We start from the raw sequence: 22,993 nt of genomic DNA on the forward strand, positions 1-22,993 counted from the left end.
GGCGCCCGGTGGCTCATACGGGCTCCGGCTCGCGCTCCGGCCGTACCGGCTCCCCCGGCGCCCGGGACATCCGCCCCGGCCACCACACCCGCCGTCCCAGCGCCACGCTCGCGCTGGTCACCAAATAGGTCCGCACGAGGAAGGTGTCGAGCAGCACGCCGACCGCGATGACGAAGCCCAGCTCGACGAGGGCCACGAGTCCCATGGTGGTGAGCACGGCGAACGTCGCGGCGAGCACCAGCCCGGCCGAGGCGATGACCCCGCCGGTGGTCCGCAGCGCGGTCAGCGCGGCCGGCACCGGGCCGGCACCGCCGAGGGCCTCCTCCCGCATGCGGTGCATGAGGAAGATGCCGTAGTCGACGCCGAGGGCGACCAGGAAGACGAAGGAGAGCAGGCCCAGACCCGGGTCCGTGCCCTCGAAGCCGAACAGCGGCCCGAACACCAGCCCGCCGATCCCGAGCGCCGCGCCCCACACCGCGACCACGGCCGCCGTCAGCATCAGCGGGGCGACCAGGGAGCGCAGCAGGACGAACAGGATCAGCAGGACCGACACGAGGACGAGCGGCACGACGACGCGCAGGTCCCGGGCGCTGGTGTCCTCCAGGTCGATCCGCTGGGCGCTGGGCCCGCCGACGTAGGAGCCGTCGAGCCGGTCGCGCAGCTTATGGATGGTCTGCGTCTCCCCCGGCGACTGGGGAGCGGCTTTCGCCAGGACGGAGATCTCCGTCCAGCCCTCCCCGGTACGTCCCTTCCGCGCGCTGTCGACCCCGTCCGTGCCCCGGATCGCGGCCAGGGCCGCGTCCGCCCGGCCGGCCGGTGTGATCACCTCGATGGGCTGGCTGGAGCGCTCGGGGAAGGCGCGGGCGAGCGTCTGCATGGCCGCGACGGACTCCGGCCGGTCGACGAAGGAATCCTCCTGTTTCAGCGAGCCGGGCAGGTTCAGCACGCCGAGCGCGAGGGCGCCGAGCAGGGCGGCGCCCGAGACGAGCACGGTGACCGGGCGCCGCCCCGCGGAGCTGCCCATCGCGGTGAACAGCGACCGGCGGCCGGTGGGCGTGCTGCCGTACGCCGGTACGAGCGGCCAGAACACCCGGCGGCCCAGCAGCACGAGGACCGCGGGCAGCAGCGTCAGCATCGCGGCGAGCGCGCACAGCACGCCGACGGTGCCCAGCGGGCCCATGCCGCGGTTGGAGTTGAGGTCGGCGGCGAGCAGGCACAGCAGCCCGGCGGCGACGGTCCCGGAGGAGGCCAGCACGGCGGGCCCGCAGCCGCGCAGGGCGGCCCGCATGGCGTCGTACGGCCGCTCGATGCGCCGTAGTTCCTCGCGGTAGCGGGCGACCAGCAGCAGCGCGTAGTCCGTGCCGGCGCCGAAGACGAGGATGGTCATGATGCCCGAGCTCGCCCCCGACACCGCGGTGCCGAAGGCCTGGTGGAGCGCGTAGGCGACGCCCATGGACAGGTAGTCGGCGATGCCCGCGACGACGAGCGGCACCAGCCACAGCACCGGGCTGCGGTAGATGAGGACGAGCAGGATGGCGACGACGCCCACGGTGGTGTAGAGCAGCGGCCCGCCGAGCGAGTCGTACACCTTCGCGGCGTCGGTGTTCAGCGCGCTCGGCCCGCCCACCTGCACGCTCAGTCCGCCCGCGCCGCGCGCGACGTCCCGTACGTCCTCGACGAAGGCGTCCCGTTTCTTCTCGTCGGCGCCGGGCTCGTTGCTGGCGACCGGGTACATGAGCGTGCTGCCGTCCCTGGACGGGACGCCCTGCGGTGTCCCGGCCAGGGCGTGTTCCCCGGCGATCCGGGCGACCTGCCGCCCGGCCGTGGCCCGGTCGGCGGCGGTGAGCCCGCCGTCGCGGTGGTAGACCAGCACCAGCTGGGTGGTCTCGCCGCCCGGCAGCCGGTCCTGGATCTCGGCGACCTGCGTCGAGTCGGCGCTCGCGGGCAGGTAGTCGATGATCCGGTCGCGCTGGACGTCGCCGAGTCGGGCGGCGAACGGCGCGACGGCCGCCAGTACGCCGATCCACAGCGCGAGCACCACCCACGGCACGGCTCGTCGCTTTCCTGTCGTGTCTCCGGCCCCCATGAAAACGGGCCCTCCCTCCGGCACGGATGTCTGGATGCGGTCTCCAGACTCCCGGCGGGCGAGGGCCGACGCGTCGGGCGCCAGGGCGAGTTCAGCGGTACTGCCCGGGGTGGCGGGGGGGCCGGATTACTCCCCGGGGAGTAGCCGGGCAACGACGCGGGCGCGCGCGGCGGTGGCTATGACGGCGTGCGGGCCGTCACCAGCAGCCGGGTCACGTCGTCCGCGCAGATGGTCAGGGCGGCGCCGACGGTCGCGAGGACGTCCCGCTCGGCGGGGGTGTACGGCCCGTCGGCCAGGGCGATCCGGGCACCGGTCAGCAGGATCGATTCGCGGCCGAGGCAGGCCAGGTGCGGGGCGAGCGGGTCCAGCGCCTCGTGCAGCTCTATGGCCAGTCCGGCGCCGCACGGCCCGCCGGTGATCCGGCCGGTGTCCGCCTCCAGCGCCTCGACGAGCGCGGCCAGCTGCTCCTCGGTGCAGTCGTCGAAGCCGGCCGCGCGCACGGCGGCCACGGCGGTCTCCAGGGCCGTGCGGGAGCCGGCGCCGCCCGCGGCGAGCACCGCGAGGGCGACGGTGTGCACGGCGTCGCGGAGCATCGCGGCGAAGCGGGTGGTGGTCGGGTGGTCCAGGACGTCGGTGCCGAAGTGGCGGCGGCAGGCGGCGCACTCGACGACCGGCCCGGTCGCGCCGCGCGACACCACCGGGACGCCGAGCACGGCGAGGCGGCGCCTACCGGTCAGCCGCTGGTAGTTGCGGTCGCCGCCGCAGCCGGGGCAGAAGAACTCCCCGTCGCCGACGGGTGTCCACGCGGTGCGGGTGCCCAGGATGCGCTCAAGCCTGGCGGCACGGCCGTTTCGTCCCCGTCCTGGCAGCACGTCGCACCTCCGTCACGCCGGCGCGGCAACGTCGCCGCGCTGGCGTGATGTTAGCCACATCTGCGAGGTGGAGTCAGTACCCGGGAGGAGACCTTTCCGTGACCTCCACAGCAATTGGCCGGTATACGACGGGGCTCCGTCCGCCGGACAACGGCGGACGAAGCCCCTGAATCGCCGATTCGGCTGGTCAGCGCGCCGCGCGGTTGACGGCCGAGACGACCGCCTTCAGGGAGGCGCGCGTGGTGTTCGCGTCGATTCCGATGCCCCACAGGACCTTGTCGTCGATCGCGCATTCGATGTAGGAGGCGGCCTGCGCGGAGGCGCCCTCGCTCATCGTGTGCTCCTGGTAGTCCAGCAGGCGTACGTCGATGCCGATGGACTGCAGCGCGTCGAAGAACGCCGAGATCGGGCCGTTGCCGGTGCCGGTCAGCACGGTGTCGGTGCCGTCCACGGTGGCCTCGACGGTCAGCGTGTCCACCCCGTCCTTGTCGGTGGTCGACTGGCCGGTCTTCAGCTGGATACGGCCCCAGGGGTTGTCCGGGTTGGGCAGGTACTCGTCCTGGAAGGTCGCCCAGATCTCCTTCGGCGTGACCTCGCCGCCCTCGGCGTCCGTCTTCGCCTGGATGATCTTGGAGAACTCGATCTGCATCCGGCGCGGCAGGTCCAGCTTGTGGTCGTTCTTCAGGACGTAGGCGATACCGCCCTTGCCGGACTGCGAGTTGACCCGGATGACCGCCTCGTAGGAACGCCCCACGTCCTTGGGGTCGATCGGCAGGTACGGCACGGCCCACTCGATGTCGTCGACCGTGACGCCCTTGGCCTTAGCGTCGGCCTCCATCGCGTCGAAGCCCTTCTTGATGGCGTCCTGGTGGGAGCCGGAGAAGGACGTGTAGACCAGGTCGCCCACGTACGGGTGGCGCGGGTGGACCTCCATCTGGTTGCAGTACTCCCACGTACGGCGGATCTCGTCGATGTCGGAGAAGTCGATCTGCGGGTCGACGCCCTGCGAGAACAGGTTCATGCCCAGGGTGACCAGGTCGACGTTGCCGGTGCGCTCGCCCTGGCCGAACAGGCAGCCCTCGACGCGGTCGGCGCCGGCCATCAGGGCGAGCTCGGCGGCGGCGACGGCGGTGCCGCGGTCGTTGTGCGGGTGCACCGACAGGCAGACGTACTCACGCCGCGACAGGTTGCGGTGCATCCACTCGAAGCGGTCGGCGTGCGTGGACGGCGTCGAGCGCTCCACGGTGGCGGGCAAATTGAGGATGATCTCGCGGTCCGGGCCGGGCTGCCAGACGTCCATGACGCCCTCGCAGACCTCCAGGGCGAAGTCCAGCTCGGTGTCGGTGAAGATCTCGGGGCTGTACTGGTAGCCGAACTCCGTCTCCGGGCCCAGCAGCTTCTCGGCGTACTCCATGACCAGCCGCGTGCCGTCGACGGCGATCTGCTTGATGTCGTCCCTGGAGCCGCGGAAGACGACCCGGCGGAAGACCGGGGCGGTGGCGTTGTAGAGGTGGACGGTGGCGCGGTGGGCGCCGCGCAGGGACTCCACGGTCCGCTCGATCAGGTCCTCGCGGGCCTGGGTGAGGACGGAGATCGTCACGTCCTCGGGGATCGCGCCCTCCTCCTCGATGATGGAGCGCACGAAGTCGTAGTCGGTCTGGCCGGAGGCCGGGAAGCCGATCTCGATCTCCTTGTAGCCCATCTTGACCAGCAGGTCGAACATCGCGCGCTTGCGGGCGGGCGACATCGGGTCGATCAGGGCCTGGTTGCCGTCGCGCAGGTCGGTCGACAGCCACCGGGGGGCTTGGGTGATCCGGTTGTCCGGCCAGGTGCGGTCGGGGATGTCGACCTGCTCGTAGCGGCCGTACTTGTGGATCGGCATGGGGCTGGGCTGCTGGCGGTTCTGGCTCTTCGCCATGGTGCGGGGCTCCTCAGGATGTCCGGAAGGACGGCCGACGACGCAAGCCAAAGCTCCGCGGGGAGGGAGTCGGCCTCGACTACAGGCCCTCGCCGCGGCAGCTAAGGAGAAGCAGCCCGAAACGCATGATGCGCAGCATGCTAGCGGAGGCCCTTCCGGATGCGCGGTTCTGTATCAGTATGCGGGATTGCGGCACCCTCGGGGGCGCGGGGAACTGCGCGATGGGCCACACCCGGCCCGGGGCCCGATAACACAGCGCGACCACCCACGGCGTCCACCCGCCCACATTTCACCGATCAAGGTTGCTTTGGGTGACACGTCGGTGACTCGGTGCAATGGTGCGGAGCATGACCGCTGTCTTCTGCACCATCGTCCCGCCCCACGTCCTCGACAGGCTCGCCCAGGCCGAGGACCCCGCGCTCGCCCGCCCCGCGCGCCGCACCCTGGAGCGCGACGCCCTGGAGCGCACCCGCCGCCGTCTGACCACGGTCCTCGGCGCGCAGGCCGTCACCGCGGCCGCCGACGGCACGCCCCACCGCACGATCCACGACGCCCGGCACGGCACCGACCTGCCCGGCCGCAAGGTGCGCGGGGAGGGCGACGAGCCCGGCAGGGACGCCACCGTCAACCGGGCCTACGCGGGCCTGGGCGCGACCTTCGAGCTGTTCTGGCGGGCGTACCGGCGCGACTCCATCGACGGCGGCGGCCTCCCGCTGACCGCGACGGTGCACTACGACCGCGACTACAACAACGCCTTCTGGAACGGCGAGCAGATGGTCTTCGGCGACGGGGACGGCGAGATCTTCCTCGACTTCACCCTCCCGATCGACGTCATCGGCCACGAACTCACCCACGGCGTCACGCAGTACACCGCGAACCTGACGTACTTCGGCCAGCCCGGCGCGCTCAACGAGTCGATGTCGGACGTCTTCGGCTCGCTCATCAAGCAGTACACGCTCGGCCAGACCGCCGCCGAGGCCGACTGGCTGATCGGCGCGGGGCTGCTCGCGCCGCGCGTCAGCGGGGTGGCGCTGCGCTCGGTGAAGGCTCCAGGCACGGCGTACGACGACGACGTGCTCGGCAAGGACCCGCAGCCCGCGACGATGGCCGACTACGTCCGCACCGGCCGCGACAACGGCGGCGTCCACATCAACTCCGGCATCCCCAACCACGCCTTCTACCTGGCCGCGACCGCGCTCGGCGGGCACGCCTGGGAGCGGGCCGGGCAGATCTGGTACGACGTGCTGACCGGCGGCGAGCTCCCGCCGCAGGCGCTGTTCACCGACTTCGCCGCGCTCACCGTCCAGGCCGCCCGCGCGCGGTACGGCGACGGCGGCGAGGAGCACGAGGCGGTGCGCAAGGCGTGGGAGCGGGTCGGGGTGCGGACCCTGTAGTTCCGTACTAGACAGGGACCCATGCGGATTAAGGTGCGGCGCACGGGCGGGTTCGCGGGCATCGAGCGGCACGCCGAGGTGGACACCTCGGGCCGCCCCGACGCCCCCGAATGGCACGCCCTGGCCGAGCGGGTGCTCGCCGAGGGCCGGGGCACACCGCCGGCCGGGGTGCCGGACGGCTTCAGCTACCGGATCACGGTGGACGGAAGGACCGTGTACTGCGCGGATCCCCGGCTGACGGAGGAGCAACGGACGCTGATCTCACGGGTGTTGAAGGAAGGGGCGTGACCGGGGTTTTCCGCCGGGGCGTTGACTTCCGTTACCGCTGGTACGGATGATCCGCGCATGACGACTGCGGCAGGCACCCCGATCCCCCGCTTCCCGGACGGCTTCCTGTGGGGCGTGTCCACCTCCGCCCACCAGATCGAGGGCGCGGCCGACCGGCGCGAGAGGTCCGTCTGGGACGTCTTCACCGCCGAGCCGGGCCGGGTGAAGGACGGCTCGACGGCGGCGGTGGCCTGCGACCACTACCACCGCTACCGCGAGGACGTGGCCCTGCTGGCAGGCCTCGGCGTGGACGCCTACCGCTTCTCGGTCTCCTGGCCCCGGGTCCGCTCCGGTGACCTCGACTTCTACGACCGCCTGGTGGACGAGCTGTGCGCGGCGGGCGTACGGCCGGTGCCGACGCTGTTCCACTGGGACCTGCCCGCCGGCCTCGACTGGCTGGAGCGGGACACGGCGGCCCGGTTCGCCGACCATGTGACGACGGTGGCCGAGCGCCTCGGCGACCGCGTCACCCGGTGGATCACCCTCAACGAGCCCGCCGAACACACCCTCCTCGGTCACGCCCTGGGCACCCACGCACCCGGCCGGCGGCTCCTGTTCGACGCCCTGCCCGTCGCCCACCACCAGCTCCTCGCCCACGGCCTGGCCGTACGGGCCCTGCGCGCCGCCGGCGCCACCGGCATCGGCATCGCCAACTCCCACGGCCCGACCTGGGCGGCGTCCCAGGAGGAGGCGGACGTTCAGGCGGCCCAGTTCTACGACCTCCTGCTGAACCGCCTGTTCGCCGACCCGCTGCTGCTCGGCCGGTACCCGGACGGACTGGGCGAGCTGATGCCCGGAGACGTCGCATCCGATCTGAAGGTCATCGGCGAGCCGCTCGACTGGTACGGCGTCAACTACTACGCGCCGACCCGGGTGGGCGCCCCGCAGGGCACGGAGATCGAGTTCGGCGGGGTGACGATGCCCGCCGAACTCCCCTTCTCCGTCCGGCAGATCGAGGGCCGCCCGGTCACCGACTTCGGCTGGCCGGTGGTGCCCGAGGGACTGACGGAACTGCTGACCGGCTTCCGCGACCGCTACGGCGACCGGCTCCCCCCGGTCGTCATCACCGAGAACGGCTGCGCCTACGAAGGCCTCGACGACCAGGACCGCATCGCCTACCTCGACGGCCACCTGCGCGCCCTGCACCGGGCGATCGAGGCGGGCGTGGACGTCCGCGGGTACTTCGTGTGGTCGCTGCTGGACAACTTCGAGTGGGCGGAGGGGTACGCCCGCCGCTTCGGCCTGGTCCACGTCGACTTCGAGACGCTGACCAGGACCCCGAAGGCGTCGTACGGCTGGTTCCAGGAAGTGCTGCGGGCCCAGCGCGGGGCCTAGTGCGAGGACCCCTCACAGCGCCCCGGCGTCGCGGGCCGCCCAGACGGTCGGGTACAGCGGCCGGTAGCCGAGGTCCCGGCGGATCCGCTCGGTGGACAGGATGCCGAACCAGGGGTCGGGGTCGGTGCGGGTGTGGAGCTCGGCGGGCACCTCGACGCCGTTGAGGTGGTGCAGGTCGACGGCCGTGACCGGGGCGTCGTCGGCGATGTTGTGGACGGGGCCGACGGTTCCCGGGGCGTACAGCAGGCGCAGCAGCCCCTGGGCCACATCGGCGTGGTGGGCCATGTGGAGCCGCTGGGTGGCCGCCCAGTGCGCCGCCCAGCGCAGGGACTGGGCGAGGTGCGGGTCGCCCTCGCCGTAGACGAACGGCAGCCGGGCCACGCGCACCTCGATGCCCTCCAGGGCGAGCAGCTCCCGCTCGGCGGCCGCCTTGGACTCCGGGTAGGCGCCCCACATCTCGCCGCCGGGCCGGATCTCGTCCTCCTCCACCAGCGGCCGGCCCCGCCCGGTGCCGTACACCAGGGCCGTGCTGACCTGCACGAAGCGCCGCACACCGGCGGCCAGGCAGGCCCGGCCCAGTTCCACGGCGGCGTCCCGGTTGACGGCCCAGGCCTCCTCGTCGGGGACCCCGCGGAAGGACGCCGCGACGTTCACGACCGCGTCGGCCCCGGCCACCGCCTTGCCGAGCACCCCGGCGTCCCTCAGGTCGCCGGCCACGACCTCGGCGCCCAGCTCGGCGAACCGCTCGGCGCGCGCCGCGTCCCGCACCAGGACCCGTACCTGTTCGCCCGGCCGCCGCTGCGCCAGCAGCCTCGGCATGAAGCGCCGCCCGACCTGTCCCGTCGCGCCCGTCACCAGGGTCAGCATGATGTGCTCCTCTCGGTTGCCTGCCACCCACCCTGGGGCGGCCGGGAGCCGGGCGGGAGAGACCCGTCGATCGGGGGATCGGCAGTCCCTGGATAACCCGGGCGGCCTGCCGCAGCCTGGAGGGGTGAACCGAGCCGAACTCGCCGACTTCCTCCGCCGCAGCCGCGCCCGCCTGGAACCGTCCGACGTGGGCCTGGCCGCGGGCGCCCGCCGCCGCACCCCGGGCCTGCGCAGGGAGGAGGTGGCGGGGCTGGCCGGCATGTCGGTCGACTACTACACGCGCCTGGAGCAGGCGCGCGGCCCGCGCCCGTCGCGACAGATGCTCACCGCACTGGCCCGGGCACTGCGCCTGACCGACGACGAACGCGACCACCTGTTCCACCTGACCGGGGAGGAGCCCCCGCGCCGCGAGACGGCGTCCGGCCATGTCCGGCCCGGGCTGCTGCTGGTGCTGGACCGGCTGCACGACACACCGGCTCAGGTCGTGACCGACTGGTCCGAGGTGCTCGCGCAGAACGCGATGGCCAAGGCCCTCGTCGGCGACCTGATGTCCCGTCCGCCGGGCCGGCGCAACCTGGCCCGCCTGTTCTTCCTGGACCCGGCCGCCCGGGAGCTGTTCCCGCCCGAGGACCGGCCGGAGCACGCGCGCGGGCACGTGGCGAGCCTGCGCGCGGTGACCGCCGCCCGCCCGGACGACCCGCGACCGGCCGCCCTGGTCGCCGAACTGCGCTCACGCAGCGAGGAGTTCGCCCGGCTGTGGGAGGAACACGAGGTGTCGCTGCGGCGCCGGAACACCAAGTGCTTCCAGCACCCCGTGGTCGGCCGGCTGGAGCTGGACTGCGAGGTGCTGCTCAGCCACGAGCACCACCAGCTGCTGATCATCCACACGGCCCGCCCCGGCACCGACGCCCACGAGCGGCTGAACCTGCTGCGCGTGGTGGGGCTGCAGGACCTGACCCCGCAGCCGGCAGCGCGGGGCCCGGAGCCGGCCTAGTAACGAAGCACTACTAGAACCCCAGCCGGCGCAGCTGCTTGGGGTCGCGCTGCCAGTCCTTGGCCACCTTCACGTGCAGGTCGAGGAAGACGGGCGTGCCCAGCAGCGCCTCGATCTGCTTGCGGGACTTCATGCCGACCTCCTTCAGGCGCTTGCCCTTGGGGCCGATGATGATGCCCTTCTGGCTGGGGCGCTCGATGAAGAGGTTGGCGTGGATGTCCAGCAGGGGCTTGTCCGCGGGGCGGTCCTCGCGCGGCAGCATCTCCTCCACCACCACGGCGATGGAGTGCGGCAGTTCGTCGCGCACGCCCTCCAGCGCGGCCTCCCGGATCAGCTCGGCGACCATGACCTGCTCGGGCTCGTCCGTCAGATCGCCCTCGGGGTAGAGCGCGGGCCCCTCGGGCAGCAGCGGGATCAGCAGGTCGGCCAGCAGGTCGACCTGCTTGTTGGCGGTCGCCGACACCGGCACGATCTCCGCCCAGGTGATGCCGAGTTCCCGGCCCAGCTGGTCGACCGCGATGAGCTGCTCGGCCAGCGCCTTGGAGTCGACGAGGTCGGTCTTGGTGACGATCGCGACCTTCGGGGTCTTCTTGATGGAGGCCAGTTCCTTGGCGATGAACCGGTCGCCGGGGCCGATCCTCTGGTCGGCGGGCAGGCAGAACCCGATGACGTCGACCTCGGCCCACGTCGTACGGACCACGTCGTTGAGCCGCTCGCCGAGCAGGGTGCGCGGCTTGTGCAGGCCCGGGGTGTCGACCAGGATCAGCTGCGCGTCCGGCCGGTGCACGATGCCGCGCACCGTGTGCCGGGTGGTCTGCGGCCGGTTGGAGGTGATCGCCACCTTCTGCCCGACCAGAGCGTTCGTGAGGGTGGACTTGCCCGCGTTGGGCCGCCCGACGAAGCAGGCGAAACCGGCCCGGTGGAGGGCCTCGGCCGGTTGCTCGGATGACTGGGTGGGAACGCTCATGCCGCCCATTCTCCCTGATCCCCAAGGCACCGCCGTACCACCGGCCGCCGGGCCGCCCCGGCGTGAGCTTTCGGAAACCCCGGCGCAACGAAACGTCACGGAAACACATCCGTACGCGGCCGGAAACGCGCGCGGATCACGCTTCCACGAGCCCCTGGACCGACGAGCCCCGGACCCGTTGGAGACGACCCGTGACCCTCGCCGCAGCAAGCGCCGACACCGGCGACACCGCCTGGCTGCTCGCCGCCACCGCCCTCGTCCTGCTGATGACCCCCGGCCTGGCCCTGTTCTACGGCGGCATGGTCCGCACGAAGAGCGTCCTCAACATGCTCATGATGAGCTTCGTGTCGATCGCCCTGGTCACGGTGGTGTGGCTGGCCGGCGGGTACTCCCTCGCCTTCGGCGACGACGCCTTCGCGGGGCTGATCGGCGGCCTGGAGCACGCCGGTATGGCGGGCCTCGGCCCGGACAGCCTGCACGGCACCGTCCCGGCCCCGCTGTTCGCCACCTTCCAGCTCACCTTCGCGATCATCACGGCCGCGCTGATCAGCGGGGCGGTCGCCGACCGGGCGAAGTTCGGGGCGTGGCTGGTGTTCGTGCCCGTGTGGGCGCTGCTCGTATACGTTCCGGTGGCGCACTGGGTCTGGGGACCCGGCGGCTGGATCCTCGAGCGGCTCGGCGCCCTGGACTTCGCGGGCGGCCTGCCCGTGGAGATCGCCTCCGGCGCCTCCGGCCTCGCCCTGTGCCTGGTCCTCGGCCCGCGCCTGGGCTTCAAGAAGGACGCCATGCGCCCGCACAACCTGCCGATGGTGATGCTCGGCGCCGGTCTGCTGTGGTTCGGCTGGTTCGGCTTCAACGCCGGCTCGGCCCTGGGCGCGAACGGGCTGGCCGCCGCGGCCTTCCTCAACACCCTCGCCGCGGGCTGCACCGGCCTGCTCGGCTGGCTCTTCGTCGAACAGCGGCGCGACGGCCACCCGACGACCCTGGGCGCCGCGTCCGGGGCGGTCGCCGGCCTGGTCGCGATCACCCCGTCGTGCGGCTCGGTCTCCCTGCTCGGCGCGCTGGTCGTGGGCCTCGCCGCCGGTGTGGTCTGCTCGTACGCCGTGAGCTGGAAGTTCAAGCTGAACTACGACGACTCCCTGGACGTCGTCGGCGTCCACCTGGTCGGCGGTGTCATCGGCACCCTGCTCATCGGCGTCTTCGCGATCCACTCCATGACCGGCGGCGCCGAGGGCCTGCTGTACGGCGGCGGACCCGGGCAGCTCGGCAGGCAGCTGGTGGCCGTGGCCGTGGTCGCGGTGTACGCGTTCGCCGTGACGTACGGCCTCGGCAAGGTCATCGACAAGGCGATGGGCCTGCGCGCGAGCGAGGAGCAGGAGCGCACCGGCCTTGACCTTACGGTGCACGCCGAGACGGCCTACGATCACGGGGTCCTGGGCCACGGCGCCCCGGTCAGCTCGTCCCCCGTCCCCAGCGCGCAGAAGGTCAGCAGCCAGGCATGAAGCTCATCACCGCGATCGTCAAGCCGTACCGCCTCGACGAGGTCAAGACCGCCCTGCAGGAGATGGGCGTGCACGGCCTGACCGTCAGCGAGGCCAGCGGCTACGGCCGGCAGCGCGGCCACACCGAGGTGTACCGGGGCGCCGAGTACCAGGTCGACCTGGTGCCCAAGGTGCGCATCGAGGTGGTCGTCGAGGACGCGGACGCCGACGCCGTCATCGACGCGGTCGTCAAGGCCGCCCAGACCGGCAAGATCGGCGACGGCAAGGTGTGGGCGCTGCCCGTCGACACGGTCGTCCGGGTCCGCACGGGAGAGCGCGGGCCCGACGCCCTGTAGACCGCGAGGTCCCGCCGGGTCCCCGGGTCAGCTCGCGGGAACCGTCCGCCGTACGGTCCCGTCCGGGCCCGCCACCAGCACCGGCGTTCCGGCCCCGCCGAGGTCCCGGACGGCCGCCAGGTCGTCCGCCGACGCCGACTCGGCCTCCGTGACCACGGCCGCCGCCTCCAGCGACGTCGCGCCGGACGCCACCGCCATCGCCACCGCCGTCCGCAGGGCGCTGAGCTTCAGGGAGTCGAGGGCGACGGTCCCGGCCACGTACGTGCGTCCCGTCCCGTCCCGTACGGCGGCCCCCTCGGGCACACCGTTGCGGGCCCGGGCGGAACGGGCCAGGGTGATGATCTTGCGGTCCTCGGGGTCGAGCGTGCTGCTGTCGGTCATGCGCCGAGCATACGGAACGGGCACGGCGGGCTCAGGGCCGGTCGAGACGCAGCCGTTCGGCGCGCGGCAGGCCCGCGACGACCAGGTCGTAGGAGTCCTCGACGAGCTCCCGGACCAGCGGGTCCGGGAGGGTGCCGTCCGCCGTGACCGTGTTCCAGTGCCGCTTGTTCATGTGCCAGCCGGGGACGATCAGGCCCGGGTGCTCCGCGCGGAGCCGCAGCGCGTCCTCCGGGTCGCACTTGAGGTTGACCTTCAGGGGCCGCGCGTCCAGGAACGACAGGGCGAACATCTTGCCCAGCACCCGGAAGACGGAGATCTCGGGGCTGAACGGGAAGTCCTCCACCGCCGCCTCGAACGACAGGCACAACGCGCGCAGCTCCTGCGGACTCACTCCGGCTTCTCCTCCTCGGCGGGCTCCACCGGGGCGACCGGCTCGACCAGCACGGTCACGATCTTGTTGCGCCGGCCGGCCGCGGCCTCGGCGGTCAGGCGCAGTTCCCGGCCGTCCGGCAGCTCCACCACGGCGGAGGCCCCGGCGATGGGCACCCGGCCCAGGGCCTTGGCCAGCAGACCGCCGACGGTCTCCACGTCCTCGTCGTCGAACGACTCCAGGCCGTACAGCTCGCCCAGGTCGCCGATGTCGAGGCGGGCGGTGACCCGGTGCCGGTCCTCGCCGAGCTCCTCCACGGGCGGCAGCTCACGGTCGTACTCGTCGGTGATCTCGCCGACGATCTCCTCGAGGATGTCCTCGATGGTGACGATGCCGGCCGTGCCGCCGTACTCGTCGATGACGACGGCGACGTGGTTGCGCTCCTTCTGCATCTCGCGCAGCAGGTCGCCGGCGTTCTTGGTGTCGGGCACGAAGAACGCCGGACGCATCGCCGTGGAGACCAGCTCGCTCTCCGCGTCCCGGCTGATGTGCGTCTTGCGGGCCAGGTCCTTCAGGTAGACGATCCCGACGATGTCGTCCTCGCTGTCCCCGGTCACCGGGATGCGGGAGAAACCGGAGCGCAGGGCGAGCGTGAGGGCCTGGCGGATGGTCTTGTACCGCTCGATGACGACCAGGTCGGTGCGCGGCACCATCACCTCCCGCACCAGCGTGTCGCCCAGTTCGAAGACCGAGTGCACCATGCGGCGCTCCTCGTCCTCGATCAGCGACTCGGCCTCCGCGAGGTCGACCAGCGCCCGCAACTCCGCCTCGGAGGCGAACGGGCCGCGCCGGAAGCCCTTGCCGGGGGTGAGCGCGTTGCCGATGAGGATCAGCAGCGACGGGACCGGCCCCATGATCCGCGCCAGCGGCAGCAGGACGTACGCCGCCGCCGTCGCCGTGTTCAGCGGGTGCTGGCGGCCGATGGTGCGCGGCGAGACCCCGACCGCGACGTACGACACCAGCACCATCACCGCGATGGCGACGAGCAGCGCCTGGGCGGTGCTGTCGAACTGCTCCAGGCAGGCGTAGGTGACGAGCGCCGCGGCGGCCATCTCGCAGGCGACGCGGACCAGCAGCGCCACGTTGAGGTAGCGGGTGGGGTCGGCGGCGACCTGGGCGAGCTTGGCGCTGCCGCGCCGGCCGGAGCGTACGGCCTCCTCGGCGCGGTAGCTGGAGACCCGCGCGAGGCCCGCCTCCGCACAGGCGGCGAGCCAGGCCACGACGACCAGGGCGATCGCGCCGAGCACGAGTTGCACGGACATCGGCGGCCTACGAGACGGTGGGCGCAGGGGACGGGCCGGTCATGCCCCGCTCCGCGCGCCAGCCGTCCACGATGGCCGCCTGGAGACCGAACATCTCGGCCTTCTCGTCCGGCTCCTCGTGGTCGTAGCCCAGCAGGTGCAGCACGCCGTGGACGGTGAGCAGCTGGAGCTCCTCGTCCATGGAGTGCTGCGTGGGCGCCTCCGCCCCCTGCTTGGCGGCGACCTCGGGGCACAGCACGATGTCGCCGAGCAGCCCCTGCGGCGGCTCGTCGTCGTCCTTGGACGGCGGCCGCAGCTCGTCCATCGGGAACGACATGACATCGGTCGGCCCGGGCAGGTCCATCCACTGGATGTGGAGCTGCTCCATGGCGTCGGCGTCCACGATGATCACCGAGAGCTCGGAGAGCGGGTGGATGCGCATCCGCGCGAGCGCGTAGCGGGCGATGTCGAGGATCGCCTGCTCGTCGACCTCGGTGCCGGACTCGTTGTTGACGTCGATCGACATGCTGGTGCTCGGTCTACTTCCCCTTGTGCCCGGACTTGCCCCGGCCGCCCTTGTGGGCGCCGTTCTGGGTGCCGTGCTTGCTGTCGTACTGCTCGTACGCGTCGACGATACGGCCCACCAGCTTGTGCCGTACGACGTCGTGGGACGACAGCCGGGAGAAGTGGACGTCCTCCACGCCCTCCAGGATCTCCTGCACCTGCCTGAGGCCCGACTTCTGCCCGTCGGGCAGGTCGACCTGCGTCACGTCACCCGTGATCACGATCTTGGAGTCGAAGCCGAGCCGGGTGAGGAACATCTTCATCTGCTCGGGGCTGGTGTTCTGGGCCTCGTCGAGGATGATGAAGGCGTCGTTCAGGGTCCGGCCGCGCATGTACGCCAGGGGCGCGACCTCGATCGTCCCGGCGGCCATCAGGCGCGGGATCGAGTCCGGGTCGAGCATGTCGTGCAGCGCGTCGTACAGCGGGCGCAGGTACGGGTCGATCTTCTCGTACAGGGTGCCCGGCAGGAAGCCCAGCCGCTCGCCCGCCTCGACCGCGGGACGGGTCAGGATGATGCGGTTGACCTGCTTGGACTGCAGGGCCTGGACCGCCTTGGCCATGGCCAGGTAGGTCTTGCCGGTGCCCGCGGGGCCGATGCCGAAGACGATCGTGTGCTTGTCGATCGCGTCCACGTACCGCTTCTGGTTGAGCGTCTTGGGGCGGATCGTGCGGCCGCGCGAGGACAGGATGTTCTGCGTGAGCACCTGGGCCGGGGTCTCCTGGCCGTCGCTCTCCCCGTTCTCCGTCGCCCGCAGCATGGCGATCGAGCGTTCCACTGCGTCCTCCGTCATCGGCTGCCCGGTGCGGAGCACCAGCATCATCTCGTCGAACACGCGCGAAATGAGGGCGACGTCCGCAGGGTCGCCGACCGCGCTGATCTCGTTGCCCCGGACGTGGATGTCGGCCGCCGGGAAGGCCTTCTCGATCACGCGCAGGAGGGAGTCGCCGGAACCCAGCACGGTCACCATGGGGTGCTGGGCGGGGACGGTGAACTGCACTCTCGCCTGCCCCTGCGCGGGGGTGTGAGCTGTGGGTGTCTGAGTCATGGGCCGGCGCTGAAGGCCTGCGGTTCCTCCTCTTCACGGCCGCGTAGCTGAGGGCGGCCTCGCGATACCCAGGGTACGACGGTGGACTGACAACGCCGTAGGGCTTTTCGGTGCCGAGTTCGATGCGAGCCCGCCTGCCCGGTGCGGGGACCCGGGCGGGTTCACGCCGAGCGGCGGAACCCGATCGTCGGCACCGCCCTGCGCAACGGCCACGGCCGTACCACTTCCTCCGGCACCAGGTCCGCCAGGAAGGCGTACCTCCGCAGCGCCGCGGGCTCCTGCCCGTCGACCGACTGCACCTTGCGCCACCAGGCCGCGATCTCGGACCAGCCCGGGGCCGACAGCGACCCTCCGAACTCCTGGACCGACAGGGCCGCGGTCAGCCCGGCGAAGGCGAGCCGGTCGGCCAGCGGCCAGCCGGCCAGGGTGCCGGTGACGAAGCCGGCGACGAAGACGTCCCCGGCGCCGGTCGGATCGAGGGCCTCGACGTCGATGGCGGGCACCTCGGCGGTCTCCCCGGTACGGCGGTCGACGGCGTACGCGCCCTGCGCGCCGAGGGTGACGACGGCGACCGGCACGTGGTCGGTCAGGGCGTGCGCGGCGGCGCGCGGGCAGTCGGTGCGGGTGTAGCGCATGGCCTCCTCGGCGTTCGGCAGGAACGCCTCGCAGTGCCGCAGGTCGGGCAGCGCCGCCAGGTCCCAGGCGCCGGTGTCGTCCCAGCCGACGTCGCCGAAGACGCGGGTGCCCCGGCTCGCGGCCTGGGCGATCCACGGGGCGCTCCTGCCCGGCAGGAGTGAGGCCACGGCGGCACGCGCGCGTGGGGGGCAGTCGGGCGCCGGCTCCTCGGGGGGCGGCTCGTGGCCGTGGGAGACCATGGTGCGCTCCCCCTCGTAGGCCATGGAGACGGTGACCGGCGAGTGCCAGCCGGGCACCGTGCGCGACGGGGAGAGGTCGATGCCCTCGCCCTGTTCGAGGGCGTCCCAGCAGTACTCGCCGTAGTGGTCGTCGCCGAAGGCCGCCGCGAGGGAGGTGCGCAGGCCGAGGCGGGCCAGGGCGGTGGCCATGTTGGCGATGCCGCCGGGGCTCGACCCCATGCCGCGGGCCCAGGACTCGGTGCCGCGCACCGGGGCGGACTCCAGCCCGGTGAAGACGATGTCGAGGAAGACGGTGCCGGTGAGGTAGACGTCCCAGGGCGGGTCGCCGGGCGCGCGCAGGGCGGCGAGGGGGTCGACCTGGGCCTGGCGGGGTGTTGCCTCTCCGGTCGACACGATGGACGCGGTGGACGCGATCACGGTGCGCTCCCTGACGTGGTGCTGATCTGGCCAGTGTGCACCACGCCACCGACAAGGCTACGGCTGTTGCACGTGAGCCACCCGTTGGAGCGGCGCCGCGCGGCACACCGACGACAGCGCCGGCGGGGCCCGCAGCGCTACCAGCGGGGCACCGGGGGTGTGGCCCAGCCGGGCTCGGCGATCCGCATCGCGGCGGCGTCGTCGCGGTCGCGCAGTGAGCCGTCGTCGTCCAGCCACCGCCGGTGCAGTGCCGCCAGCCGGTCGCGGTCGAGCTCGACGCCGAGGCCGGGGGCGTCGGAGACGGCGACCCGGCCGCCGTCGAAGACGAGGCGTTCGGTCAGGACGTCCTCCGACTGCCAGGGGTAGTGGGAGTCGCACGCGTGGTGCAGGTCCGGGACGGTGGCGGCCACGTGGGTCATCGCGGCGAGGGAGATGCCGAGGTGGGTGTTGGAGTGCATGGACACCCCGACGCCGAAGGTGCGGCAGAGGGCGGCGAGGTGCTGGGTGTTGCGCAGGCCGCCCCAGTAGTGGTGGTCGGAGAGCACCACCTGGACGGCCCCCCGGGTGAAGGCCTCGGGGATCTCGGCGAAGGTCGTCACGCACATGTTGGTGGCGAGCGGCACGCGCGTGCGTGCGGCCACCTCGGCCATGGCGGCGGTGCCGAGCGCGGGATCCTCCAGGTACTCCAGGACGTCGCCGAGTTCCTCGGCCACCTTCACGGAGGTCTCCACGGACCAGGCGCCGTTGGGGTCCAGCCGCAGCGGACGCCCCGGGAACGCCTGGGCGAGGGCGTGTACAGCGGCGATCTCCTCCTCCGGCGGGAACACCCCGCCCTTCAGCTTGAAGGAGGTGAAGCCGTAGCGCTCCGTGAAGCGCCGGGCCTGCTCGACCACTCCGGCCGGGTCGAGGGCGGCGCCCCAGTCGTCCTGCTCGGCGGCCACCCCCTCGGGGTGCCGGGCCCACTTGTAGAACAGGTACGCGCTGTACTCCACGGCGTCGCGCACCTTGCCGCCGAGCAGGGCGTGCACGGGCAGCCCCAGCGCCTTGCCGAGGGCGTCGAGGCAGGCGACCTCGAAAGCGGACAGCACCGACAGCCGCAGTTTGTCGGCGGTCTGCACGCCCCGCAGCCCGCCGACGTCCACCTGCCCGGAGACGCGGGAGGCGTCCACGGCGACCTCGTCGGCGACCGTGAACAGGCCGTTCACATCGCTGACCTGGCGTCCTTTCAGCCGCTCGGCGAAGGGCCGGGCCAGCTCCAGGTACTTGGTGTCGCCGTAGGTCTCGCCGAGGCCCGTCACGCCGTCGGCCGTGACGACCTCCACGATCAGCCGGGGCGTGTAGGGCTGGTGGACGCCCTGGGTGTTCAGCAGCGGCGGGTCGGCGACCAGGATCGGCGTCAGGCGTACGTCGGTGACGGTCAGGTCACGGCTCACAGGGCAGCCTCCATCCACGTATGGGAATGAAGGCTATGGATGCGAACACGGGACCGTCAACGGCACCGCGGGCGCAGCAGGCGCTCCTCGCCGGACACGCCGACATGAGCGCGCATCTCTACCCGCTGACACCGGCCCCAAACCCGGGCGTGCCCCAGATCACACCCCTCTGATTCCCGTGTCCGTCCCCGTGCTTGATACAAATTGGCCGCGCGTTCCTGTCCGTCGACGGTCGTCGCCTCTCCCCCCTTTTTTGAGCCGCTCCTTCCGCCTGCCCTGGGAACGCCCGTGTTCGCCCCCCGCACCGCACCCTGGCCCCTCGTCGCCCTTTTCACGGCCGGGTACCTCGCTCCGTATCTCCTGCCGACGACCGTCGGACGGCTCGACTCGGGCCTTCCCCTGTCGGCCACCCAGGCGGGGGCCGTCGGCAGCGCCCTGCTGCTGAGTTCGGCGACGGCCGGCTTCGCCCTGGCCTCCCGGGTGGACCGGATCGGGGCTCGTACGCTGGCCCGCACCGGGCTCCTGATCGCCGCCCTCGGCTACGGCGGCGCCGCGCTCACCGACTCCGTCCCCGCGGTCGTCGCGGGCGCGGTCGTCGGCGGGTTCGGCTCCGGTACGGCCACCACGGTCGCGGCCACCCGGATCGCGGCCCAGCCCGACCCCCACCGGGCCTCCACGCTCGGCCTGCTCAGCGTCTCCGCACTCGCGGGCGCGGTGTACCTGACGGTGCCTCACCTCGGTCCGGGACACGGACTGCCGCTGGCCGCCATCGCCCTCACCGCGCTCGTGGTGTGGCCGCTGACCGGCCGGCTGCCCGCCGGTACGGCGTCCCGGCGGACCCGGCCCGACGACACGCCCCTGCCGCACCGCCGTTCGGGGCTGGTGCTCGCCGCCGCCCTGCTGTGCTGGTCGCTCGCCCAGAACGCGCTGTGGGGCGTCAGCGGCCGGATCGGGCTGACCCAGGCGCATCTCGACGAGGCGACCGTGGGGGTCGTGTTCGCCGCGGCGCTGGGCGCGGGACTGCTGGGCGTCCTGGGCGCGGGCGTGCTCGGCGCCCGGCTGGGCCGGGCCACGCCCATCGGGGCCGGGACGGTGCTCATCGCCGGCTGCATCGCGCTCAGCGCGTCCGCGAGCGGCCTGGCGGGTTTCGCGGCCGGTGAGATCGCCTGGAACGCCCTCTACCCGGTGGTGCTGTCGTACCTCATCGGCCTCGCCGCCTCGCTCGATCCGCGCGGGCGCTGGGCGGTGCTGGTCGGGTCGGCGTCCTCGCTGGGCACCGCGGCCGGGCCGCTGACCGGCAGTGTGCTGTCCGCGCAGGCCGGCTTCCCGGTCATGGGAGCGGTCCTCGCCGCCGGTCTGCTGGTGGTCGCCCTGCCGCTGACCGCCGTCGCGCTGCACACCGGCGGACGGCCGCTGCTGCCGGGCGCCATCCGCCGCCGGGGCGGCACCGCGGCGGCCGTGGTCGCCGCCGCCCCGGGCACCCCCGCCGGCACGGTCCCCGAGATCGGCGCCCCCGAACAGCCGGTGGTGGAGATCCCGCTGGACACCCCGGCCGCCCCCACCCGGCACGCCTACGACACGGCGGCGGCGGGCCCGGTCCCCGGAACGGACTGACGCCGGCCGGCCACCCGTTCGAACAGCCCCACCCCGACAGCTCAGTCGAAGCTGTACGCCTCCACCTCGGCGAGGTACCGCGCCCGCCGCTCCTCGTCGTGCTCCAGGAAGGACGCGAGGAAGGAGTTGCGGGCGAGTTCGCGCAGCCGGTCGGGGCCGAGGCCCAGCGTCCGGTGCACGGCGTCGAAATTGTCGCCGGCGTAGCCGCCGAAGTAGGCCGGGTCGTCGGAGTTGACCGTGCACATGAGGCCGGCGTCCAGCATGGCGGGCAGGGGGTGGTCGGCGAGGGTGTCGACCGTGCGGAGCCGGACGTTGGACAGCGGGCACAGGGTGAGCGGGACGCGGTCGCGCACCAGGCGTTCCACCAGCGCCGGGTCCTCCATGCAGCGCAGCCCGTGGTCGACGCGCTCGACGCCGAGGACGTCCAGGGCCTCGGTGATGTACGCGGGCGGGCCCTCCTCGCCCGCGTGGGCGACCCGGCGCAGGCCGAGTTCCGCTGCCGCCTCGTACACCTGACGGAACTTCGCCGGCGGATGCCCGAGCTCGGCCGAGTCCAGGCCGACGCCCACGATCCGGTCGAGGTACGGCCGGGCGGCCCGGAGGGTGTCCATGGCGGACTCGGCGGACTCGTCGCGCAGGAAGCACATGATCAGCTGGGTGGAGACGCCGTGCGCGGCCTCGCTGCGGCCGAGCGCCCGCCACAGCCCCTCGACGACCGTGCCGAACTCCAGGCCCCGCTGGGTGTGGGCCTGCGGGTCGAAGAAGATCTCCGCGTGCCGCACGCCCTGCGCGGCGGCGCGGGCCAGATAGGCGTTCGCGAGGTCCTCGAAGTCCCGCTCGGTGCGCAGGACCGCCATGAGCTCGTAGTACAGGTTCAGGAAGGACTGCAGGTCCTGGAACCGGTAGGCCTCGCGGAGCTCGTCCGTGTCGGCGTACGGCAGGGTCACACCGTTGCGGGCGGCGAGTTCGAAGGCCAGCTCGGGTTCCAGGGTGCCTTCGATGTGAAGGTGCAGTTCGGCTTTCGGGAGGGGCATTCGATCATCGTACGGCCGTCTCACCGACGCTTCGGGAGCGGCACCCTCAGCAGGTCGTGCGCCACGGTCAGCTCGCCCTCGTACCCGGCGGCCCGCGCCTGCCGCTCGAACTCGTCCGGGTCGGTGTAGCGCTGGCTGAAGTGGGTCAGGACCAGGTGCCGTACGCCGGCCTCGCGGGCGACGCGCGCCGCCTGGCCCGCCGTCAGGTGGCCGTGCTCGACGGCGAGCGGCTCGTCCTCGTCGAGGAAGGTCGACTCGATGACCAGCAGGTCGCAGCCCTCGGCCAGCGCGTACACGCCGTCGCACAGCCGGGTGTCCATGACGAACGCGAACCGCTGGCCGCGCCGTATCTCGCTGACGGCCTCCAGGGGGACGCCGTTCAGCGCGCCCTCGCGCTGGATGCGGCCCACGTCCGGTCCCGTGATGCCGTGCGCGGCGAGCCGGTCGGGCAGCATGCGGCGCCCGTCGGGCTCGACGAGGAGGTAGCCGTACGACTCCACCGGGTGCGACAGCTTCCGCGCCTGGAGGGTGTAGCCGGGGGTCACCGCGAGGACGCCGTCCGCGGCGACCGGGGCCTCGGTCAGCCGGACCGTCTCGCGGTAGGCCGTGGCGTACCGCAGACGGTCGAAGAAGCGCTTGCCGGAGCGCGGGTAGTGGGCGGTGATCTCGTGCGGCACCTGGTCGAGGTTGATGCGCTGGATCACCCCGGCGAGGCCGAGGGAGTGGTCGCCGTGGAAGTGGGTGACGCAGATCCGGTTCAGGTCGTGCGCGGCGACCCCGGCGCGCAGCATCTGGCGCTGCGTGCCCTCGCCGGGGTCGAACAGGATGCCCTCGCCGTCCCAGCGCAGCAGGTAGCCGTTGTGGTTGCGGTGCCGGGTGGGGACCTGGCTGGCGGTGCCCAGGACCACCAGTTCACGTACGGACAAGGCCGCTTACCCCGGGGGCCACTCGAGGCCGCGGCCGCCCAGGACGTGGGCGTGCGCGTGCCAGACGGTCTGGCCGGCGCCGCTGCCCGTGTTGAACACGATGCGGTAGCTCTCCAGCTTTTCCTCGTCGGCGACGGCCTGCGTCTCGCGCAGCACGTCGGCGGCGAGCTGCGGGGCGCCGGCGGCCAGGGCGGCGGCGTCCCGGTAGTGCGCCTTGGGGATCACCAGGACGTGGGTGGGCGCCTGGGGGTTGATGTCCCGGAACGCGACGGTGGTGTCCGTCTCACGGACGATCGTCGCCGGGATCGTCCCCGCGACGATCTTGCAGAACAGGCAGTCGTCCTGCGGTTCCCCTGCCATGCGGGTTCCCTCCGGGGGTCGGGCGGAGCTTCACGGGCATCGTATCGTCGCCGGCTGCGGGTGTTCCGTCGCTGG

General features: G+C 72.6%; 22 protein-coding genes. 7 read left to right on the top strand and 15 right to left on the bottom strand.

Features of this window, described 5'->3' with window-relative positions; all coding sequences use genetic code 11:
- Nucleotides 1-13: 13 nt before the first annotated feature.
- The 3 genes from AB0K80_RS01495 to leuA all read right to left on the bottom strand — a co-directional run bounded on the left by AB0K80_RS01495 (nucleotide 14) and on the right by leuA (nucleotide 4,876).
- Nucleotides 14-2,086 carry an MMPL family transporter gene (locus AB0K80_RS01495; protein ID WP_365664653.1) on the bottom strand — a complete coding sequence of 691 codons (2,073 nt, stop codon included), beginning with the start codon at nucleotides 2,084-2,086 and terminating at the stop codon, nucleotides 14-16.
- 176 nt (nucleotides 2,087-2,262) lie between these two features.
- Nucleotides 2,263-2,958, bottom strand: coding sequence for a TerB family tellurite resistance protein (locus tag AB0K80_RS01500; protein ID WP_365664654.1), 696 nt, complete (start codon nucleotides 2,956-2,958; stop codon nucleotides 2,263-2,265).
- 187 nt (nucleotides 2,959-3,145) lie between these two features.
- Nucleotides 3,146-4,876, bottom strand: coding sequence for a 2-isopropylmalate synthase (leuA, locus tag AB0K80_RS01505; protein ID WP_365664655.1), 1,731 nt, complete (start codon nucleotides 4,874-4,876; stop codon nucleotides 3,146-3,148).
- A 347-nt stretch (nucleotides 4,877-5,223) separates the two neighbouring features.
- On the opposite strand from leuA, the gene AB0K80_RS01510 reads away from it, so the two are divergent.
- The 3 genes from AB0K80_RS01510 to AB0K80_RS01520 are packed head-to-tail and all read left to right on the top strand — an operon-like array spanning nucleotide 5,224 to nucleotide 7,932.
- The gene (locus AB0K80_RS01510) at nucleotides 5,224-6,270 is read left to right on the top strand and encodes a M4 family metallopeptidase (RefSeq protein WP_365664657.1); all 1,047 of its coding nucleotides are present in this window, start codon (nucleotides 5,224-5,226) and stop codon (nucleotides 6,268-6,270) included.
- Between the two features lie 21 nt (nucleotides 6,271-6,291).
- Nucleotides 6,292-6,558, top strand: a complete 267-nt coding sequence (locus AB0K80_RS01515; RefSeq protein ID WP_365664659.1) for a protealysin inhibitor emfourin — start codon at nucleotides 6,292-6,294, stop codon at nucleotides 6,556-6,558.
- Nucleotides 6,559-6,615: 57 nt separating this feature from the next.
- Nucleotides 6,616-7,932, top strand: a complete 1,317-nt coding sequence (locus AB0K80_RS01520) for a GH1 family beta-glucosidase (protein WP_365664660.1) — start codon at nucleotides 6,616-6,618, stop codon at nucleotides 7,930-7,932.
- Between the two features lie 12 nt (nucleotides 7,933-7,944).
- On the opposite strand, the gene AB0K80_RS01525 is transcribed toward AB0K80_RS01520, so the two are convergent.
- The gene (locus AB0K80_RS01525) at nucleotides 7,945-8,799 is read right to left on the bottom strand and encodes an NAD(P)-dependent oxidoreductase (RefSeq protein WP_365664661.1); all 855 of its coding nucleotides are present in this window, start codon (nucleotides 8,797-8,799) and stop codon (nucleotides 7,945-7,947) included.
- A gap of 124 nt (nucleotides 8,800-8,923) precedes the next feature.
- On the opposite strand from AB0K80_RS01525, the gene AB0K80_RS01530 reads away from it, so the two are divergent.
- On the top strand, nucleotides 8,924-9,793 hold the full coding sequence (locus AB0K80_RS01530; protein WP_365664662.1) for a helix-turn-helix transcriptional regulator: 870 nt from the start codon (nucleotides 8,924-8,926) through the stop codon (nucleotides 9,791-9,793).
- Between the two features lie 13 nt (nucleotides 9,794-9,806).
- Here the strand turns inward: AB0K80_RS01530 and era are convergent, their stop codons facing one another.
- Nucleotides 9,807-10,760 (bottom strand): GTPase Era, encoded by a 954-nt coding sequence (era, locus tag AB0K80_RS01535; protein ID WP_365664663.1) that lies wholly within the window; start codon nucleotides 10,758-10,760, stop codon nucleotides 9,807-9,809.
- 191 nt (nucleotides 10,761-10,951) lie between these two features.
- On the opposite strand from era, the gene AB0K80_RS01540 reads away from it, so the two are divergent.
- Nucleotides 10,952-12,262, top strand: coding sequence for an ammonium transporter (locus AB0K80_RS01540; RefSeq protein ID WP_365664665.1), 1,311 nt, complete (start codon nucleotides 10,952-10,954; stop codon nucleotides 12,260-12,262).
- Nucleotides 12,259-12,597 (top strand): P-II family nitrogen regulator, encoded by a 339-nt coding sequence (locus tag AB0K80_RS01545; protein ID WP_365664667.1) that lies wholly within the window; start codon nucleotides 12,259-12,261, stop codon nucleotides 12,595-12,597. The genes AB0K80_RS01540 and AB0K80_RS01545 overlap by 4 nt, the downstream gene beginning before the upstream one ends.
- Before the next feature lie 27 nt (nucleotides 12,598-12,624).
- Here AB0K80_RS01545 and AB0K80_RS01550 read toward each other — a convergent pair whose 3' ends face one another.
- From AB0K80_RS01550 to AB0K80_RS01580, 7 genes are all read right to left on the bottom strand, one after another.
- Entirely contained in the window at nucleotides 12,625-12,978 is a 354-nt protein-coding gene (locus tag AB0K80_RS01550; protein ID WP_365664669.1) for a cytidine deaminase, read from the bottom strand.
- Between the two features lie 31 nt (nucleotides 12,979-13,009).
- Complete coding sequence (locus AB0K80_RS01555) at nucleotides 13,010-13,369, bottom strand: MmcQ/YjbR family DNA-binding protein (protein WP_365664671.1); 360 nt, start codon at nucleotides 13,367-13,369, stop codon at nucleotides 13,010-13,012.
- Nucleotides 13,366-14,670 (bottom strand): hemolysin family protein, encoded by a 1,305-nt coding sequence (locus AB0K80_RS01560; RefSeq protein WP_365664673.1) that lies wholly within the window; start codon nucleotides 14,668-14,670, stop codon nucleotides 13,366-13,368. Before AB0K80_RS01560 ends, AB0K80_RS01555 begins: the two co-directional genes overlap by 4 nt.
- A gap of 7 nt (nucleotides 14,671-14,677) precedes the next feature.
- On the bottom strand, nucleotides 14,678-15,175 hold the full coding sequence (ybeY, locus tag AB0K80_RS01565; RefSeq protein ID WP_365664675.1) for an rRNA maturation RNase YbeY: 498 nt from the start codon (nucleotides 15,173-15,175) through the stop codon (nucleotides 14,678-14,680).
- 13 nt (nucleotides 15,176-15,188) lie between these two features.
- The gene (locus AB0K80_RS01570) at nucleotides 15,189-16,259 is read right to left on the bottom strand and encodes a PhoH family protein (protein ID WP_365664677.1); all 1,071 of its coding nucleotides are present in this window, start codon (nucleotides 16,257-16,259) and stop codon (nucleotides 15,189-15,191) included.
- Nucleotides 16,260-16,420: 161 nt separating this feature from the next.
- Nucleotides 16,421-17,551: a PfkB family carbohydrate kinase gene (locus AB0K80_RS01575; protein WP_365664678.1), complete on the bottom strand. Its 1,131-nt coding sequence runs from the start codon at nucleotides 17,549-17,551 to the stop codon at nucleotides 16,421-16,423.
- 137 nt (nucleotides 17,552-17,688) lie between these two features.
- The gene (locus AB0K80_RS01580; protein ID WP_365664680.1) at nucleotides 17,689-18,984 is read right to left on the bottom strand and encodes a glucarate dehydratase family protein; all 1,296 of its coding nucleotides are present in this window, start codon (nucleotides 18,982-18,984) and stop codon (nucleotides 17,689-17,691) included.
- 288 nt (nucleotides 18,985-19,272) lie between these two features.
- Here AB0K80_RS01580 and AB0K80_RS01585 point away from each other — a divergent pair, with 288 nt between their 5' ends.
- Nucleotides 19,273-20,598 carry an MFS transporter gene (locus AB0K80_RS01585; RefSeq protein ID WP_365664682.1) on the top strand — a complete coding sequence of 442 codons (1,326 nt, stop codon included), beginning with the start codon at nucleotides 19,273-19,275 and terminating at the stop codon, nucleotides 20,596-20,598.
- A 41-nt stretch (nucleotides 20,599-20,639) separates the two neighbouring features.
- Here AB0K80_RS01585 and AB0K80_RS01590 read toward each other — a convergent pair whose 3' ends face one another.
- Genes AB0K80_RS01590 through AB0K80_RS01600 form a run of 3 tightly spaced genes read right to left on the bottom strand, consistent with a single transcriptional unit; the run spans nucleotide 20,640 to nucleotide 22,918 of the window.
- Nucleotides 20,640-21,632 carry an adenosine deaminase gene (locus AB0K80_RS01590; RefSeq protein ID WP_365664683.1) on the bottom strand — a complete coding sequence of 331 codons (993 nt, stop codon included), beginning with the start codon at nucleotides 21,630-21,632 and terminating at the stop codon, nucleotides 20,640-20,642.
- A gap of 20 nt (nucleotides 21,633-21,652) precedes the next feature.
- Complete coding sequence (locus tag AB0K80_RS01595; protein ID WP_365664685.1) at nucleotides 21,653-22,558, bottom strand: ribonuclease Z; 906 nt, start codon at nucleotides 22,556-22,558, stop codon at nucleotides 21,653-21,655.
- Nucleotides 22,559-22,564: 6 nt separating this feature from the next.
- Nucleotides 22,565-22,918, bottom strand: a complete 354-nt coding sequence (locus AB0K80_RS01600) for a histidine triad nucleotide-binding protein (RefSeq protein ID WP_365664687.1) — start codon at nucleotides 22,916-22,918, stop codon at nucleotides 22,565-22,567.
- Between the last annotated feature and the right edge of the window lie 75 nt (nucleotides 22,919-22,993).

Origin of the sequence: Streptomyces sp. NPDC052682, from assembly GCF_040678435.1 — a bacterium.
GTDB lineage: Bacteria > Actinomycetota > Actinomycetes > Streptomycetales > Streptomycetaceae > Streptomyces.

Coding starts and splice junctions, on each gene's coding strand:
- AB0K80_RS01560 (WP_365664673.1), bottom strand. CDS start 14,670: ATGTCCGTGCAACTCGTGCTCGGCGCGATCGCCCTGGTCGTCGTGGCC.
- AB0K80_RS01510 (WP_365664657.1), top strand. CDS start 5,224: ATGACCGCTGTCTTCTGCACCATCGTCCCGCCCCACGTCCTCGACAGG.
- AB0K80_RS01545 (WP_365664667.1), top strand. CDS start 12,259: ATGAAGCTCATCACCGCGATCGTCAAGCCGTACCGCCTCGACGAGGTC.
- AB0K80_RS01590 (WP_365664683.1), bottom strand. CDS start 21,632: ATGCCCCTCCCGAAAGCCGAACTGCACCTTCACATCGAAGGCACCCTG.
- era (WP_365664663.1), bottom strand. CDS start 10,760: ATGAGCGTTCCCACCCAGTCATCCGAGCAACCGGCCGAGGCCCTCCAC.
- AB0K80_RS01495 (WP_365664653.1), bottom strand. CDS start 2,086: ATGGGGGCCGGAGACACGACAGGAAAGCGACGAGCCGTGCCGTGGGTG.
- AB0K80_RS01515 (WP_365664659.1), top strand. CDS start 6,292: ATGCGGATTAAGGTGCGGCGCACGGGCGGGTTCGCGGGCATCGAGCGG.
- leuA (WP_365664655.1), bottom strand. CDS start 4,876: ATGGCGAAGAGCCAGAACCGCCAGCAGCCCAGCCCCATGCCGATCCAC.
- AB0K80_RS01600 (WP_365664687.1), bottom strand. CDS start 22,918: ATGGCAGGGGAACCGCAGGACGACTGCCTGTTCTGCAAGATCGTCGCG.
- AB0K80_RS01520 (WP_365664660.1), top strand. CDS start 6,616: ATGACGACTGCGGCAGGCACCCCGATCCCCCGCTTCCCGGACGGCTTC.
- AB0K80_RS01570 (WP_365664677.1), bottom strand. CDS start 16,259: ATGACTCAGACACCCACAGCTCACACCCCCGCGCAGGGGCAGGCGAGA.
- AB0K80_RS01550 (WP_365664669.1), bottom strand. CDS start 12,978: ATGACCGACAGCAGCACGCTCGACCCCGAGGACCGCAAGATCATCACC.
- AB0K80_RS01525 (WP_365664661.1), bottom strand. CDS start 8,799: ATGCTGACCCTGGTGACGGGCGCGACGGGACAGGTCGGGCGGCGCTTC.
- ybeY (WP_365664675.1), bottom strand. CDS start 15,175: ATGTCGATCGACGTCAACAACGAGTCCGGCACCGAGGTCGACGAGCAG.